This is a genomic window from Paenibacillus lentimorbus NRRL B-30488, assembly GCF_000411595.1.
GTDB classification, from domain to species: domain Bacteria; phylum Bacillota; class Bacilli; order Bacillales; family Bacillaceae; genus Bacillus; species Bacillus velezensis.
In genome coordinates, this window is sequence record NZ_ANAT01000018.1 from 109740 (window position 1) to 124571 (window position 14832).

The 14832-nt window shown below is 45.8% G+C and carries 12 protein-coding genes, 5 pseudogenes and 1 other annotated feature; of the genes and pseudogenes, 3 read left to right on the plus strand and 14 right to left on the minus strand.

Going from position 1 to position 14832, the window contains the following annotated elements; translation table 11 throughout:
- The first annotated feature begins 22 nt into the window (after nt 1-22).
- Nucleotides 23-234, plus strand: a binding site (T-box leader).
- Nucleotides 235-289: 55 nt separating this feature from the next.
- A pseudogene (trpS, locus tag D368_RS10565) lies at nt 290-1281 on the plus strand (tryptophan--tRNA ligase).
- A 30-nt stretch (nt 1282-1311) separates the two neighbouring features.
- On the opposite strand, the gene D368_RS10570 reads toward trpS, so the two are convergent.
- The 9 genes and pseudogenes from D368_RS10570 to D368_RS10610 all read right to left on the minus strand — a co-directional run bounded on the left by D368_RS10570 (nt 1312) and on the right by D368_RS10610 (nt 11082).
- Nucleotides 1312-2064 (minus strand): YjbA family protein, encoded by a 753-nt coding sequence (locus D368_RS10570; protein ID WP_014304784.1) that lies wholly within the window; start codon nt 2062-2064, stop codon nt 1312-1314.
- Nucleotides 2065-2211: 147 nt separating this feature from the next.
- A pseudogene (gene opp4C / locus D368_RS10575) lies at nt 2212-3122 on the minus strand (oligopeptide ABC transporter permease).
- Between the two features lie 14 nt (nt 3123-3136).
- Nucleotides 3137-4087 (minus strand): oligopeptide ABC transporter permease AppB, encoded by a 951-nt coding sequence (gene appB / locus D368_RS10580; protein ID WP_101562892.1) that lies wholly within the window; start codon nt 4085-4087, stop codon nt 3137-3139.
- A gap of 75 nt (nt 4088-4162) precedes the next feature.
- On the minus strand, nt 4163-5791 hold the full coding sequence (locus D368_RS10585; RefSeq protein ID WP_101563150.1) for a peptide-binding protein: 1629 nt from the start codon (nt 5789-5791) through the stop codon (nt 4163-4165).
- A gap of 77 nt (nt 5792-5868) precedes the next feature.
- Nucleotides 5869-6858 (minus strand): ABC transporter ATP-binding protein, encoded by a 990-nt coding sequence (locus D368_RS10590; RefSeq protein WP_025851953.1) that lies wholly within the window; start codon nt 6856-6858, stop codon nt 5869-5871.
- Nucleotides 6855-7841: an ABC transporter ATP-binding protein gene (locus tag D368_RS10595; RefSeq protein ID WP_128574785.1), complete on the minus strand. Its 987-nt coding sequence runs from the start codon at nt 7839-7841 to the stop codon at nt 6855-6857. Before D368_RS10595 ends, D368_RS10590 begins: the two co-directional genes overlap by 4 nt.
- A gap of 173 nt (nt 7842-8014) precedes the next feature.
- Nucleotides 8015-8799, minus strand: a pseudogene (locus tag D368_RS10600) (DUF2268 domain-containing putative Zn-dependent protease).
- 83 nt (nt 8800-8882) lie between these two features.
- On the minus strand, nt 8883-10121 hold the full coding sequence (gene fabF, locus D368_RS10605) for a beta-ketoacyl-ACP synthase II (RefSeq protein ID WP_003155056.1): 1239 nt from the start codon (nt 10119-10121) through the stop codon (nt 8883-8885).
- A 22-nt stretch (nt 10122-10143) separates the two neighbouring features.
- Entirely contained in the window at nt 10144-11082 is a 939-nt protein-coding gene (locus D368_RS10610; protein WP_007409122.1) for a beta-ketoacyl-ACP synthase III, read from the minus strand.
- Nucleotides 11083-11248: 166 nt separating this feature from the next.
- On the opposite strand from D368_RS10610, the pseudogene D368_RS10615 reads away from it, so the two are divergent.
- Nucleotides 11249-11458 (plus strand): annotated as a pseudogene (locus D368_RS10615) (hypothetical protein); the annotation flags it as partial.
- Nucleotides 11459-11495: 37 nt separating this feature from the next.
- Here D368_RS10615 and D368_RS10620 read toward each other — a convergent pair.
- The 4 genes and pseudogenes from D368_RS10620 to D368_RS10635 all read right to left on the minus strand — a co-directional run bounded on the left by D368_RS10620 (nt 11496) and on the right by D368_RS10635 (nt 14125).
- Nucleotides 11496-11687, minus strand: a complete 192-nt coding sequence (locus D368_RS10620) for a ComZ family protein (protein WP_003155061.1) — start codon at nt 11685-11687, stop codon at nt 11496-11498.
- Nucleotides 11688-11699: 12 nt separating this feature from the next.
- Nucleotides 11700-12653, minus strand: a complete 954-nt coding sequence (locus D368_RS10625) for a BMP family ABC transporter substrate-binding protein (protein WP_070081621.1) — start codon at nt 12651-12653, stop codon at nt 11700-11702.
- Nucleotides 12654-12742: 89 nt separating this feature from the next.
- The gene (locus tag D368_RS10630) at nt 12743-13309 is read right to left on the minus strand and encodes a hypothetical protein (protein ID WP_071391998.1); all 567 of its coding nucleotides are present in this window, start codon (nt 13307-13309) and stop codon (nt 12743-12745) included.
- A gap of 82 nt (nt 13310-13391) precedes the next feature.
- Nucleotides 13392-14125: pseudogene (locus D368_RS10635) on the minus strand (lipase family protein).
- Nucleotides 14126-14385: 260 nt separating this feature from the next.
- Here D368_RS10635 and D368_RS10645 point away from each other — a divergent pair.
- On the plus strand, nt 14386-14571 hold the full coding sequence (locus tag D368_RS10645) for a YjzD family protein (protein WP_032874447.1): 186 nt from the start codon (nt 14386-14388) through the stop codon (nt 14569-14571).
- 35 nt (nt 14572-14606) lie between these two features.
- Here the strand turns inward: D368_RS10645 and D368_RS10650 are convergent, their stop codons facing one another.
- On the minus strand, nt 14607-14786 hold the full coding sequence (locus D368_RS10650) for a YjzC family protein (RefSeq protein ID WP_003155070.1): 180 nt from the start codon (nt 14784-14786) through the stop codon (nt 14607-14609).
- Nucleotides 14787-14832: the final 46 nt, after the last annotated feature.

Below are 14832 nucleotides of genomic sequence, written 5' to 3' on the forward strand. Positions count from 1 at the left end.
AGATCAATCAAATACATTTGTTGTGATTGCGATGATGAAGAGTAGTACACATTTTCATCCGTTTGAAGAGAGTCTGCGGTGCTGGGAGCAGGTAACGGGCGATGTGGAATGGACTTCTGAGCAGCTGACCGAACGTTAGTAGGCCCAGCCGGAGCAGCCTCCGTTACCAACGTCTCGAGCGATTCCATTGTAATGGAATAATCAGGGTGGCACCACGGTTCATTCGTCCCTTTTTTCTACGGGAAGAATGGGCTTTTTTTATTATGTTTTAAGAAATGAGGTAAGAACTATGAAGAAAACGATTTTTTCAGGCATTCAGCCGAGCGGTTCCGTTACCCTCGGCAACTACATCGGCGCAATGAAGCAATTTGTTGATTTGCAGCATGACTACAACGGCTACTTCTGTATTGTCGATCAGCATGCGATTACGGTTCCGCAGGATCGGCTTGAGCTGCGGAAGAACATCCGCAATCTCGCGGCTCTTTACCTGGCCGTCGGACTTGATCCCGAGAAAGCGACCCTCTTTATCCAGTCGGAGGTTCCCGCTCATGCCCAGGCGGGGTGGATGCTCCAATGCGTCGCATATATCGGCGAGCTTGAGCGGATGACGCAATTTAAGGATAAGTCAAAGGGCAAAGAAGCCGTCGTGTCCGGACTGTTAACCTATCCGCCGCTGATGGCCGGCGATATCTTACTGTACGGAACGGATCTTGTTCCGGTCGGAGAAGACCAAAAACAGCATCTTGAACTGACCCGCAACCTGGCGGAACGCTTTAATAAAAAATACAATGACATCTTCACGATTCCTGAGGTGAAAATTCCTGAATCAGGCGCGCGCATCATGTCACTGGCTGATCCGCTCAAAAAATGAGCAAATCAGATCCGAACCAAAAGGCATTCATCACGCTGCTTGATGAGCCGAAGCAGCTCGAGAAGAAAATCAAGAGCGCCGTGACTGATTCTGAAGGCATTGTAAAGTATGATAAAGAAAACAAACCGGGCGTTTCTAATCTTTTGACGATTTATTCTATTTTAGGAAACACATCAATTGAAGAATTAGAAGCTAAATATGAAGGCAAAGGGTACGGTGAATTCAAAAGCGATTTAGCCGAAGTCGTTATCGGCGCATTGACACCGATCCAAGAGCGCTACCGTGAATTAATTGAGAGCGACGAGCTTGACCGCATTCTCGACGAAGGGGCGGCGCGCGCAAACAAAACGGCCGGCAAAATGGTAAAGAAAATGGAAAACGCCATGGGTCTCGGACGAAAAAGAAGATAAAAAAGAGGCGGGAGAATCCCCGCCTCTTTTTTAGTTCACTTTTGATTCCTGTTCCATTTCCCAAAGCTTTTCGAAAAACGGCTGCCCTTTAATCAAATTTTCACAGAACGCAAGATGTTTATCCGACCAGCCTTCAATTGTTTCATTGTAAAGCATGTCCCAGATCTCTTCAAAACTCATCCGTTTGATCTGTTCATACATATGCGGATTCCATTCCGTGTACCAATACACAATTTCCGCACGGTTTTTCAGCCCTTTCAGCTGGTCGAGCGCCATAAACATCAGCTGCTTGATCTGCCGCTCCTTTCTCGTCAGACCTCTGACATGCTCCGGCGCCAATGACAAAATGTGATATTCCTTTGAAGACTCCAATTGCGACGGCTCAAATTGAAACGATTCCGGTTCTACATCCTTTACCATTTCATAAACAAGCTGCTCCTGTCTCGGAATCAGGCGGCTCTTTCTGACAGGAATGGTATACCCGATCGTATCCACGGCAATGATGCCGATCCCGTCTGTCACGACAAAACAGTACTCCAGCTTTGTCCGCTCGTGATTTTTTCGCACGTATGACTTCTGGTGGACTTGGTCAAGCAGCTCTTTCGGAAGCTCTGATAAGTCGTTTTCTATGTAATGAAATAATACCGACGGCACTCTGAGCAGCGGCGTCTGATCCAAAAGCTCAACCGTGTCTTCCTTCCGCCATTCGTGAAAATGGCATACATTGTAGCCGTTTTCTTCCCCTTCAAACCAATTGACCCATACATCATGAAGAAATAACATATTCGACCCCTCACTTTATAAAAACTGTTGTCCACAGTATAGGCAAGGGATAGATAAATTATTCCATTTCAATATGAGATTTCCGTATTACGGAGCTGGATTTCCGACTGCATTGCAACAAAAAAATCTCCCGTTCCGTCCGGGAGATCATTTTACATTTTTCGGATCAAGCGCATCACGCAGCCCGTCTCCGACAAAGTTGAAGCACAATACGGTAAGAAGGATCAACAAACCTGGGAATAACGGATACCACCAAGCCTGAATCATAAGCGTAAAGTTCTGTGCATCCTGAAGCATATTGCCCCAGCTTGCGATCGGCGGCTGAATCCCGAAACCGAGATAACTTAGCGCCGATTCGGCCAGAATAACCGATCCGACTTTTAAAGTGGCTGACACAATAATCGGTCCCAGCGCATTGGGCAGGATATGTGAAAAAATAATTTTATGTGTTTTTGTTCCGATTGTTTTAGCGGCTAATACATATTCTCTCGATCGCAGGGATAAAAATTCTCCCCTGACCAAACGAGCGGTTGTCGTCCAGCCCGTCAGACAGAAAATTAAAATTAATTTATCCACGCCTGGCTTAAAGATTGTAACAAGCGTAATCAATAAGAAAATATCAGGAATGGAAAGAACTATATCCACCAACCGCATAATAACAGCATCTGCGAAACCTTTAAAATAACCCGCTACCGCTCCTAAAATCGTCCCGATAAAAATAGAGCCGACAACAGAGGCAAATCCGACTAGTAAAGAGATTCGCGCGCCGTACAGAATCCGGCTGAAGATGTCACGCCCGAATTTATCCGTCCCCATCAAATGTTCAAGACCCGGCGCTTTAAATTTATCAAGCAGGCTTTGTTGCTCTTGAGAATAAGGAGCAATCACCGGCGCAAAAATCGCTGACATAATAATCACGAACAGAATAACAGCACCTGCAACCGCCAGTTTATTTTCGAAAACTTTTCCCAAAAGATTTTTGTCATGGTTTCCGGTTTTTCAGCAATATTTTCTTTCAGCCCGATCTCCTGTGACGGAGATGTGTTCAGCTCAGCCATCGATGTCCCCCCTTTTAATATTCAATTCTCGGATCAACCACTGCGTATAAAATATCAGCGACAAGGTTGCCGATGACCACAAGGACAGCTGAAATGACGGTCATCGCCATAATGACGGGATAATCACGCTGAAACGCTGAATCAACAAACAGCTTTCCTAACCCCGGCCATGAAAAAATTTGTTCGACAACGACAGATCCTCCGATAAACGAGGGAATCATCAAACCGAGAATTGTAATGACGGGTAATAATGCATTCCTCAATCCGTGTTTAAATAATACGCGGTTCTCTTTAAACCCTTTCGCTCTCGCCGTACGGATATAGTCCTGATTTAATACATCAAGCATGTTGGATCTTGTGTATCTCGTCAGTCCCGCCATATCAGCTGTGGCTAATACGAACGCAGGCAGAATTAAATGATGAACCCGGTCAAATATATTGAAATCGGCATTCAGCGTCTCGACACCGCCGGTAGGAAACCAGCCGAGATTTACTGATAAAATCATAATCAAAATTAATCCAAACCAAAAGTTTGGAATGGCCAGACCTATAAATGAGGTAAATGTAATGCCATAATCGAGCTTTGAATACGGCCGCTTTGCCGACAGGACACCGAACGGAATAGAAATCATAAGGGCTAAAATCGTTGACACGAGCATCAGCAGCAGCGTATTGGGCATTCGGGCCATAATCAATTCTGAAACAGGCGTTCCTTTTCTGACAATTGACGTTCCGAAATCCCCCTGCACCATGTTGTCGAGCCACTTTAAATATTGAACGTACTGAGGATCATTCAAACCGTATTTTTCAATAAACTGCTCTCTGTCAGCCTGGCTGATTTTCGGGTCCATCATTAATGTCATCGGATCTCCGGGCGCGGCTTTCATAATAACAAATGATAAAATTGTAATTCCCAATAAAATCGGGATAGACATTAAGGTTCTTCTGATAATATATGCAGCCATATACTTGTCCCCCTTTACTTTCCTTATTAAAAACAGAAGAGGGAGAACACACTCTCCCTCCCCTTTAAGGGATAATTATTTTGCAAGCCACCATTTTTCGATATTATATAAATCACGTTTCGGATGGTATTTGTATCCTTCAAGATTTTGCGGCATTGCCATATGGTTGTTAGGGTAATACAAGAACGTATACGGCTGATCTTCCGCAATTTTTTGATAAATCTGCTCATATTCTTTGGAATACTGCTTTCTGTCACTGATTGATTTTGCATCTTTCATGAGTTTATCCGCTTCGGCATTTTTATACCAAACGTAGTTTAAGCCCTTTTTAATCTGGCTTGAATGGAAGATGTCATATTGATCCGGGAATGTGGATAAACTCCATCCCATGACCATTGCATCAAAATCCCAATTCGGAGGGCTCATTTGTTCAACGAGGGCGCTCCATTCAACGATCTGGGTCTTCACTTCAATGCCGATTTTTTTCAGCTGTTCCTGGACGACGACAGCGATGTCTTCACGGACTTTGTTTCCTTGGTTCGTTTTAAGGGTAAACGAGAATTTCTTTCCGTCTTTATCCAGGATGCCGTCACCGTTTGTATCTTTCCAGCCGGCTTCCGCAAGCATCTGTTTCGCTTTTTTCTCGTTGTACGCAAATTTCGGAACTTCTATATCTTTAGGATAGTTCCAAGATAAAGGGGATTCTGGAATGTAGGCTACCTTGCCGTCTCCGTCTAATACCTGGCTGACGATTGACTCGCGGTCAAGAGCGGTTGTCAGCGCCTGACGGACCTTTTTATCCTTGAATAATTCATTTTTTTCATTCCACCCGATGTACACATACTGTAAGGCCAAATCAGTAACGACTTTCAGATTATTAAATTTTTCAGCCGTTTTGTAGTCAGTGGCGGGCACATTAAAGAAATTAATATCGCCTGCCTGCAGCTGAGCAACGGCAGCATTTGCGTCGGGAATGACTTTATACGTTACAGTATCCAAATACGGTCTACCTGCAAAATAATCATTATTCGCTTCGAGTTTAATATATTGGCCCTGCTTCCATTCTTTAAACTTAAATGGTCCTGAACCGATCGGTTTCTTTCTGTTAAACTCATTTTCTTCTAAATCAGCAATCGGAACATTACCGAGAATGTGCTTCGGCAGAATGGCTGTGCTGTCTAACGCATTATTATAAAAATTACCGTCTTTATATTTCAGCTTGAACAATACTTCGTAATCGCCTTTTTTCTCTACGGATTTCAGCATTTCATATGTTGAGCCGCGTTCTCCCTTGTAATCTTTGCTTAAAGGGACGCTGTACGTAAATACGACGTCATCTGCAGTCAGTTCTTTCCCGTCATGAAACTTAACGCCTTTTTTAATTTTCACATCATATGCAAGGCCGCCGTCTAATTCTTTAATGCTTTCTGCGAGTGACAATTTCACATTTAGTTTTTCATCCGTTTTCGTTAAGTAGCTGTACAGCATATTTTCAATATCCGTACTTGCGTCATCCGTAGAATACAGAGAATTAAAAAGTGTGGGTTCCCCGATTGACCCGACAACCAAATCTCCGCCTTTTTGCGGTTTTCCTGCCGGTTTGGATTCGGTGCTTGTGGATTTTGAGCCGGAGCAGGCTGACAGGAAGATGGCGAGCGCCATAAAAACACTTAGCATCATCAGTGCGCTTTTACGTAATTTCATATCAATTCCCCCTTTGTGATATATATGCAGCAAACTGGTTATGTAATCCGGCATACCCCCTCTCGATGCTTGTCATTTCAGGCATATAAATGGCAGGCGACGTAATGGCCGGGAGCGGCTTCTTCAAATGCCGGGATTTGTTCCTTGCAGATCGGTTTGGCCATCGGGCACCGCGTGTGGAACACGCAGCCTTTCGGCGGGTTTGCCGGGCTTGGCAGTTCTCCTTTCAGGATGATTCGTTCCCGCTTGACGGCGTCTTTTTTTCTCGTGACGGGCACTGAAGACAAAAGCGCTTGCGTATAAGGGTGAAGCGGATTGCCGTACAGCTCGTGTTTATCGGTCAGCTCCATCATTTTTCCCAGATACATGACGCCGACTCTGTCGCTGATATGGCGGACAACACTCAAATCATGAGAAATAAACAAATAGGTCAGGTTGAATTCATCCTGCAGTTCTTCCATCAAATTGATGACTTGGGCCTGAATGGAGACATCGAGTGCGGAAACGGGTTCATCCGCAATAATCAGCTCGGGATTCAACGTCAGAGCCCGCGCAATCCCGATCCGCTGGCGCTGGCCTCCGGAAAATTCGTGCGGATAGCGGTTTGCAAAGCTCGGGTGAAGGCCGACTTTCGCCAGCAGCTCCTCCACTCGCTCGTTCCGCTCGCTCATGCTGTACATATGGTGAGTCTGGAACGGCTCTTTAATAATGGAACGCAGCGTTTTCCTTGGGTTAAGGGATGCGAAGGGATCTTGGAAGACCATCTGGATGTTTTTGCGGACGCTTTTTCTCAGCTTTTCTTCAGATAAGCCGGAGATATCCTGACCCTTAAAAAGAATCCGGCCGTCTGTCGGCTTGTATAAACGGATCATCGTCCTTCCCGCCGTTGATTTGCCGCATCCTGATTCACCGACGATGCCGAGCGTCTCCCCGCGCTTCAGTGAAAAAGAAACGCCGTCAACAGCCTTTATATCACCGACTTTCCTTTGAAAAAAACCGGAGCGGATCGGGAAATATTTTTTTACGTCTTTCAGCTCTAAAATCGTTTCTTGGTCTGCAGCTGTCATTTTGATTGGACACCCTCTTCCTCATATAAAAAACATCTTACAGAACGGCCGCTTTCATGCGTTATCAGCTCCGGCTGCCCTGTTTTGCATTTGTCCATCGCTTTTGAACACCTCGGGGCGAATCGGCAGCCTTCCGGAAGATTATCCGGTGTCGGGACACTGCCTTTGATCCCTTTTAATGTATCAATCTCTCCATCTATCACCGGTATGGAGTTTAACAGCCCTTCGGTATACGGATGAAGAGGGTTTAAAAATAAGTCCTCCACACTCGCACTCTCTACGACTTGTCCGCAATACATAACGATCACCCTGTCGGCGGCTTCGGAAACCACACCTAAATCGTGAGTGATCAGCAGAATGGAAGTATCGAATTTTTCGCAGAGGTCTTTCATCAGCTCCAATACTTGGGCTTGTATCGTCACATCAAGCGCCGTCGTCGGCTCATCAGCGATCAGAAGCTTCGGATTGCAGCTGAGCGCAATGGCGATCATCACCCTCTGTCTCATCCCTCCGGAAAGACGGTGCGGATATTCTTTCATCACTTGTTCCGCTCTGGAGAATCCGACGAGTTCCAGAAGCTCAACGGCTTTTTTAGCCGCTTCTCTTTTATTCATTTTTTTATGGTATTCAAGCACTTCGGTAATTTGTTCGCCGATGGTCAGCACCGGATTCAGGGAAGTCATGGGCTCCTGAAAGATCATAGAGACGTCATTTCCGCGGATTTTGCAATATTCGTTTTCGGTGAAGGAGGCCAGGTCCCTGCCTTCTAGCTTAATCGAGCCGTCCATAATTTTTCCGCCCGAGCTTTGGACAAGTCCCATAATAGAAAGCGAGGTGATGCTTTTGCCCGAGCCGGATTCTCCTACAAGAGCGACGGTTTCGCCTTTGTTAATGTGAAAATCAACCCCGTCGACTGCGGGGATCGGCTGTTTCTTTCTGAAAAAATAGGTCTTTAAATTATTCACTTCTAATAGTGTGCTCATGATACGCCCCTTTCTCATTCCGCTGAAGCAGAGGGAAACATACGTTTCGCTATCACAAAATATAGAATAGTCGAAAAATTTTATAGTTGTATATTATTACATCATTATTACAAAAGCAAGAATTTTTTAGGATAAATGTAATATCCTTAAATAATTTCCATTCTTTTAATCTATTAAAGCGTTGCTTCCAGAAAGGTTTTGGAAGGGATGGCCAATGCTTCTTTTACTGTTTTTTGATGATCGGTTAAATATTTTTTACTATATTGAATCCGACGGCATAGCCGAGCATTGAGGGGAAGTATCCTTTTCCGTATAACAGCTGGGAAAACATTCTGCTGTCTCTCGTTAAGCGGAGGTTCGGCTTGACTCTTTTTTCAAACAGAAAATCAAGCTGCTCAGGCGTATAGTAGGACGTCCATTCCGCCGTAAGACTTGAGCCGAACCGCTCATATACAGCATATTCTGCCAGCCCCTCCATCATGATTGTATCAAGAAATGTCTCATCTTTTTCGTCCTTTGTCACATGTTCTAACCGGCAGACGTGATTATATTCATGTGTCATAAGGGCGGATACAGCTGAATTGGAACTATCCGACGATAGAAAGAGGAACATTTTGTCCCGAAAGGCCAGACCGGATTTTGATCCGAATTCCTGACGGATTTTCCGGTTTCGTTCATCGACGGGCAAAACTACGATCGGCACGTCCGGCCCGTTCCACTTCTCCTTTAAATAGGCTTCCTCCTTTTGAATATGGCTGTAGCATCCTTTTTCTTCCAGCTGTTTACTGGTCCTAACACCGTCCTTCAGATGGCGGAACATGCCGTGGTTTTGCAGCATCCCGAGTATCGGCTTCCACTCTTTCTTATCGGCCCCTGAAAAAAGCGGCAAAAGATGCGGGGCCAGGTCATTTACGGATGCCGCCTTTTCCATCCATTGATATGTCTGCTTGACGCTCATACCGGTTCGCCTCCTCTTGTTGTTATCATATGCACGCACAAAAAAACCGGCCACCTTTTTCAGGCAGCCGGTCAAAAACTGTATTATTGATATTTTTTAAAGATCAAAGTGGCATTATGTCCGCCGAAGCCGAGCGAGTTGCTGAGGACGATGTTGACATCCTGCTCGCGCGCTTTGTCCGGTACATAATCTAAATCACACTCTTCATCAGGTGTTTCAATGTTAATCGTCGGCGGGATAATGCCGTCTTTAATTGCCATGACGGAGAAGATTGCTTCAATTCCTCCGGCAGCGCCTAACAAATGACCCGTCATTGATTTTGTCGAACTGACGGCAAGCTTGTACGCATGATCACCGAAAACGGTCTTAATGGCTTTTGTCTCGTATTTATCATTGTAGTACGTGCTTGTGCCGTGAGCGTTGATGTAATCAATTTCTTCAGGCTTGATGCCCGCATCTTTGATTGCTTCCTGCATCGCTCTCGCACCGCCTTCCCCGTCTTGGGCAGGCGCGGTAATGTGGTAGGCGTCACCCGTTGAGCCGTAGCCGACAATTTCCCCGTAAATTTTCGCACCGCGGGCAAGGGCATGCTCAAGCTCTTCAAGCACGACGATCCCCGCGCCTTCTCCCATGACAAAGCCGTCACGGTTTTTATCAAACGGGCGGCTTGCCGTTTTCGGATCAGGATTTGTAGAAAGGGCTTTGTTTGCGCTGAAGCCTGCAAATGACATTCTTGTCAGCGGCGCTTCCGTTCCGCCCGTAATCATCGCATCGGCATCGCCGCGCTGAATGACTTTAAACGCGTCACCGATTGAGTTCGTTCCCGTCGCGCATGCCGTCACCGTACAAGAGTTGACTCCTTTTGCTCCGAGAGCGATTGAGATTTGGCCTGTCGCCATATCCGGGATCATCATCGGAACAAAGAACGGGCTGACCCTTCTCGGCCCTTTTGTCAGGAAGATTTCGAATTGGGATTCAAGCGTTTCAAGACCGCCGATTCCGGATCCGACCCAAACGCCGACTCTCGGCGCGATCTCGTCTGTGATGTTCAGACCGGCATCTTGAACGGCCATTTTCGCGGCTACGACTGCATATTGCGTGAAGCGGTCCATTTTTCGCGCTTCTTTTTTATCCATGTGATTTTCAATATTGAAATCTTTCAGTTCAGCAGCTACTTTCGCCGGATACTCGTCCGATTCCACACGTGTGATCGGTCCGATTCCGGATACGCCGCCGATTGCATTTTTCCAGCTTGTTTCGGCGTCGTTTCCAAGCGGAGACAGGGCTCCAAGCCCTGTAACGACTACTCTTTTTTTACTCATCTTGTGTGCACCTCACCTTTTTTTATCGTCCCCAGCGTATTGCTATGGCGCCCCATGTCAATCCTCCGCCGAAACCGACCATGACGATGACATCGCCGTCTTTAATTTTGCCTGCTTCCAGTTCCTCTACTAATGAAATCGGAATGGATGCTGCGGATGTGTTTCCATATTTATGGACTGTTTTAGACATCTTTTCAACCGGAAGCTCCAAACGTTCCCGTGCCGCTTCCATGATGCGGATGTTTGCCTGATGCGGAATCAAAAAGTCTACGTCCTCTTTGGAGAGGCCGGCTTTTTCAATAACATTTACACTCGATTCACCCATTTGCCGGACGGCGAATTTGAATACTTCTCTTCCATGCATGATTGTATGCCCTTTTTCATCTAAGTACAAGTGCTGACCGCCTGTACCGTCTGCTCCGAGCTCAAATGACAGTATGCCTCTGTCGTCGCTGACCGGTCCGATGACCGCCGCTCCGGCTCCGTCTCCGAACAGCACAGCCGTATTACGGTCGTCCCAGTCGGTAATGCTTGAGAGCTTTTCCACGCCGACCACGAGGACATGTTTGTATGTTTGCGATTCAATGAATTGTTTGGCGGTTACGATACCGTACATAAAACCCGCACATGCGGCGCTGATATCCATCGCGCACGCTTTTTTGGCCCCGAGCTTCTCTTGTATCATACAGGAAACGGTCGGGAAAGACTGGTCAGGAGTAACCGTCGCCACGAGGATCATATCAAGCTCCTCTGCGGAAATGCCGGCCTGATCAAGCGCTTTTTGCGCAGCCTCGGCGGCCATGCCGGATGAATACATATCTTCCGCGGCGATTCTTCTTTCTTCTATACCTGTTCTCGTACGAATCCACTCGTCCGATGTATCTACCATTTGTTCAAGATCATGATTTGTCAGCACTTTTTCCGGGATGTAACGGCCGACGCCAAGAATTCCAGCTTTCATTGGAAAAGACTCCTTTTTTATAATGAATTTAAAACTAATTAGTTATGATCAATTATTAGTATCAGGTACTAATTCTACCCTATTTTTTTCTGTTGGCAATATATTCGTCTAAACTATCGGACGCTGCTCCTCATAGAATAAAAGGAAGACGAAAGGAGGCTTCACTATGGATATTTTCTCCAAAATGATGTTCGGCGATTCCAGAGACCGGGATAAAGAGCCGGAAGAAAACCCGGAGCAGCCTCAGGCTGAAAACGAAGAAGAGATCGATTACAACCACGTGTTGAATCAGCTGGGGTCCATCATGAACTCCCTGGATCAATTAAAGCCCGTATTTAAAGACTTTGCGCCGATGGTGTCCGCCATAAAGAAAAAATCATGTGAAAAGCCACTTCATGAAAAAGTGGCTCTCTTTATTTATTCAGCTCCCCGGCATCAGATCTGCCAAGCTCATACGCTTCCGCCATGACCGATGTAAACAGGTCCATAAACGGCTGAATCATTTCCATAGACAGATCTATGCCGGATTTCTCAAGCTCCGCCTTTGCTTCCGGCAGGTATTTCATCGCGATCTGCATAAATTCAAGAGACTTTTCATGCTGCATGTGTATCCACCTCTATTCATTTGACGGCAGTTCATTTGTTTGGTTATACGTTTTTACAAGGTCTGAGATTTTGTCTTGAAACGCTTTGTCCACCAGCGGGCTGAACGTCCCCATTTCAACGACTCCTTCCCTGAAATCAAAGTCGTGATCTCCGCTCTTGAGCGTACCTTTATTATATTGCTCGGCAATTAATGTATAGGCTTTATCTACGTTTTGCACCGTGCTTGTCAGCACCGTGTTTTTGCCGAGATTCGATTGCTCGGCGACATAGCCGATGGCGTAAAGCCCGTCTTTTTTGATTTGCTGAATGACAGGAACATTATACCCGTCTCCGGCCGGATATACAACATCCGTGCCTTCCGCTTTTAACTTCTCATAAAGATGCAGCGCTTCATTGCCGTTATCCCAGTGGTCCGTAAATTCAGTATTGACGGTGATATCAGGCTTTTCATATTTCGCCCCTTTGATAAAGCCGTCTACTTCTGGCTGCCACAGAAAGGAGGCGATGACACCTACCTCATTGGTTTTTGACATATGGGCGGCCGTCATTCCCCCGAAAAAGCCCATTGCTTCTCCCATAAGGTGAACGCTTGTGACATTATCGCTTTTCGCCGTTCCGTTTGCGACGACGAATTCCATGTCGGGATAATCCTTGCTGATCATATTGAAGATTTCCTCGTATTCATTTCCGTGCCCGTATAAAAGATTGACTCCTTTTTTATGAAAATCATCTATCGCTTTTAAAATATCTTCATCGGATCTGATATTTTCTTTATAATAAACGTCAACGTTAAATTCAGATTGTATCGCTAATAAACCTTTGTAACCTTTTGTGCCCCATACCAAGTCACTGATGGTATCGGGAAAAAGCATTCCGACCTTCTCAATTTTTCCTTTAAACGGAGTTTGTGCGCATCCGCTCAATAAAAGGAGGACAGAAAAGATCATGACAAGCCTGGTGATCAAGCCATGTTCAACCCCTTTTCAAACTCATAACATATATAATTGATATACGTTTATTGTAGCGGTAATGCACATAACATGGAAGGTATTTCTTAAAAAATGTCGAATATTGATGAAAATTGTCTTTTCCATTCTTTAATTTTTTCTTCCGCTTCTGTTTTTTGCGTTTTTTCTTTTATTTCCAGGGTAATAATCTGATTTTCGTCTTCTGTGCCGTCAGCCTCCAGCTTATTCATCAGCCCGCAGACCGCGTCTTCTAAAAAGATCCTGCTTTCGCCATCTTCTTTTTCTTCCGTCCACGGACCGTAAAGGGGAGGAAGGATAATCGCTTTTGCCGTATCCCGCTGACCGTTTTTTTCCCAGTCTCCTTGATCCTCACTGTAAACAATCCAATATAAAGGCTCAGCCCTTTCTTCGGGCAGACACCCGCTCCCGTATTGAACGCAGATACGATCGTATTCCTTTTCACCGATTTCACCTATTATTTGAAAAAGCCCGTTTCTCGCGAGCCACATTAAACGTTCTTCTAAATACAGCTGCCTCGTTTTATCCTCCGGTTCTGCCAAAATGACATCAACGTGCACACCCTCATCCATCAACCGTTCGCACAATGAAAGGCCGAGAAATTCATCTGCTCCAATGATCAGCGCTGTTTTCATCACATCTGCCGCCTTTCCGGTTTTTCATTCACACACAAGCCAAACAGCCCTCTGAAAAGAGATGGCTGTTGTATTCTATTCATTACAGGTCTTTTTCATGACTGCGGAAAAACCGGCAGATGGCTCTGTAAATACGTGCAGGGTTCTCAAGCAGGTGATACGTGATATCAGTCTTGCTTCCGGTCTTTTCCCGGGCTTCTTTATACGCGTTCGCATGCAGGGTGTACGGGTACGGCGCTCCGGTCGTTCTTTGCCATATATGTACCGGCACGCGGGTGCGGCAGCCGGTAATGGTCTGATAGCTCAGTGAGCTTGCCTCTTTTTCAGAAACACCGAAGCTTTGTGCCGTTTCCCTCAGAAACTGCTTATAAAAAACTTATTTTCTTTCTCTGATTCAAAATGGGCTTGAAGATCAAGACAAGGATCTAACATTGCGGCTGAACGGATATGCTCCGGTGAAGACTGCAGCAATTGATCGGCGATGAGGGCGCCCATGCCTTCTGCGAGCAAATGTATTTTCGGATTGAGGGTTTCTTGTTTCAGCACATAATGAATCAGCTGTCTGGCGTAAAGGGCGGCTTTTTCCGAACCCCAATGCCGTCCGTATAAATTGCTGTTGAAAATGGTGTACCCTCTGTCAAGCAGCGTATTTAACAGCCGGTTTCTCCCTTCATGTTCGAGCCAAAAGCTTGAGTCCCGGCTGACAAAGTGGGTTCTGTCCCCCAGAATAAAGACACAGAAGCCGTTCGGCCGATACGGCAGATGGATGACGTTCAGCTCAGATCCGAATTGGAAAAATCTTTCCGTTATCCCCATGCCTGCCCGCCTCCTTTTACTCCTAATCTCTCTATTGGCTATCATATGTAAGAAGAATGAAAACGGATCGGATAAACTCCTATTTGCTGCTATGTTTTGGCTATTATCCCAAGCACGGGAACCGAATTTTCCGTCTGACGGCCGGACAGGCGGGCACATGTCAGTTTCAGGCGCGCTTTTTGATGAGAAAATGACCTTCCGCCCGCGCTTTATGTATGGTATGATACAACGTAGAATAAAATGAAGGACGAGGTGGAAACGTGCGGTTAGTTATCGGTTTTATTTGGACGTTCCTTTTAACACATATGGCCTGTTATTTGATCGCCTCCATGAACAGCGCGGCGTACAATTTCAAGCAATCATCCGTTATTGCCGTGGTTATTGCGGTGCTAGTCTTTGTTCTTGCGGAGATCATGCCTGTCAAACAGGATGCAAACCAGCATTAAATAAAAAACCTGCTATTCAGCAGGTTTTTTTGTGTTCACGGTTTTCGTTGGTACGTCCACAATCTGTTGTGGTTTGAAGTTTCAGGGAACATTTCTCCCACCGTAAGCTTGATTTTTTGCGGGTTTTTGACCATGCTTCCCGTTTCGCCGATTTCAACGTACACACCGTTATTCGGCGCTTTTTGTCCCGGTCGGAATTGATGCTGCTGTCCCACGTCATTTCCTCCTTTTTCTTTTTTATGTAGTATGCGCTTGTATGCG

Bases quoted from the DNA above. Each gene is read 5' to 3' on its own strand.
- D368_RS10620 (WP_003155061.1), bottom strand. From the start codon at position 11,687: ATGCAGCATGAAAAGTCTCTTGAATTTATGCAGATCGCGATGAAATAC.
- D368_RS10585 (WP_101563150.1), bottom strand. From the start codon at position 5,791: ATGAAATTACGTAAAAGCGCACTGATGATGCTAAGTGTTTTTATGGCG.
- D368_RS10590 (WP_025851953.1), bottom strand. From the start codon at position 6,858: ATGACAGCTGCAGACCAAGAAACGATTTTAGAGCTGAAAGACGTAAAA.
- D368_RS10570 (WP_014304784.1), bottom strand. From the start codon at position 2,064: ATGTTATTTCTTCATGATGTATGGGTCAATTGGTTTGAAGGGGAAGAA.
- D368_RS10610 (WP_007409122.1), bottom strand. From the start codon at position 11,082: ATGAAAGCTGGAATTCTTGGCGTCGGCCGTTACATCCCGGAAAAAGTG.
- D368_RS10630 (WP_071391998.1), bottom strand. From the start codon at position 13,309: ATGAAAACAGCGCTGATCATTGGAGCAGATGAATTTCTCGGCCTTTCA.
- fabF (WP_003155056.1), bottom strand. From the start codon at position 10,121: ATGAGTAAAAAAAGAGTAGTCGTTACAGGGCTTGGAGCCCTGTCTCCG.
- appB (WP_101562892.1), bottom strand. From the start codon at position 4,087: ATGGCTGCATATATTATCAGAAGAACCTTAATGTCTATCCCGATTTTA.
- D368_RS10595 (WP_128574785.1), bottom strand. From the start codon at position 7,841: ATGAGCACACTATTAGAAGTGAATAATTTAAAGACCTATTTTTTCAGA.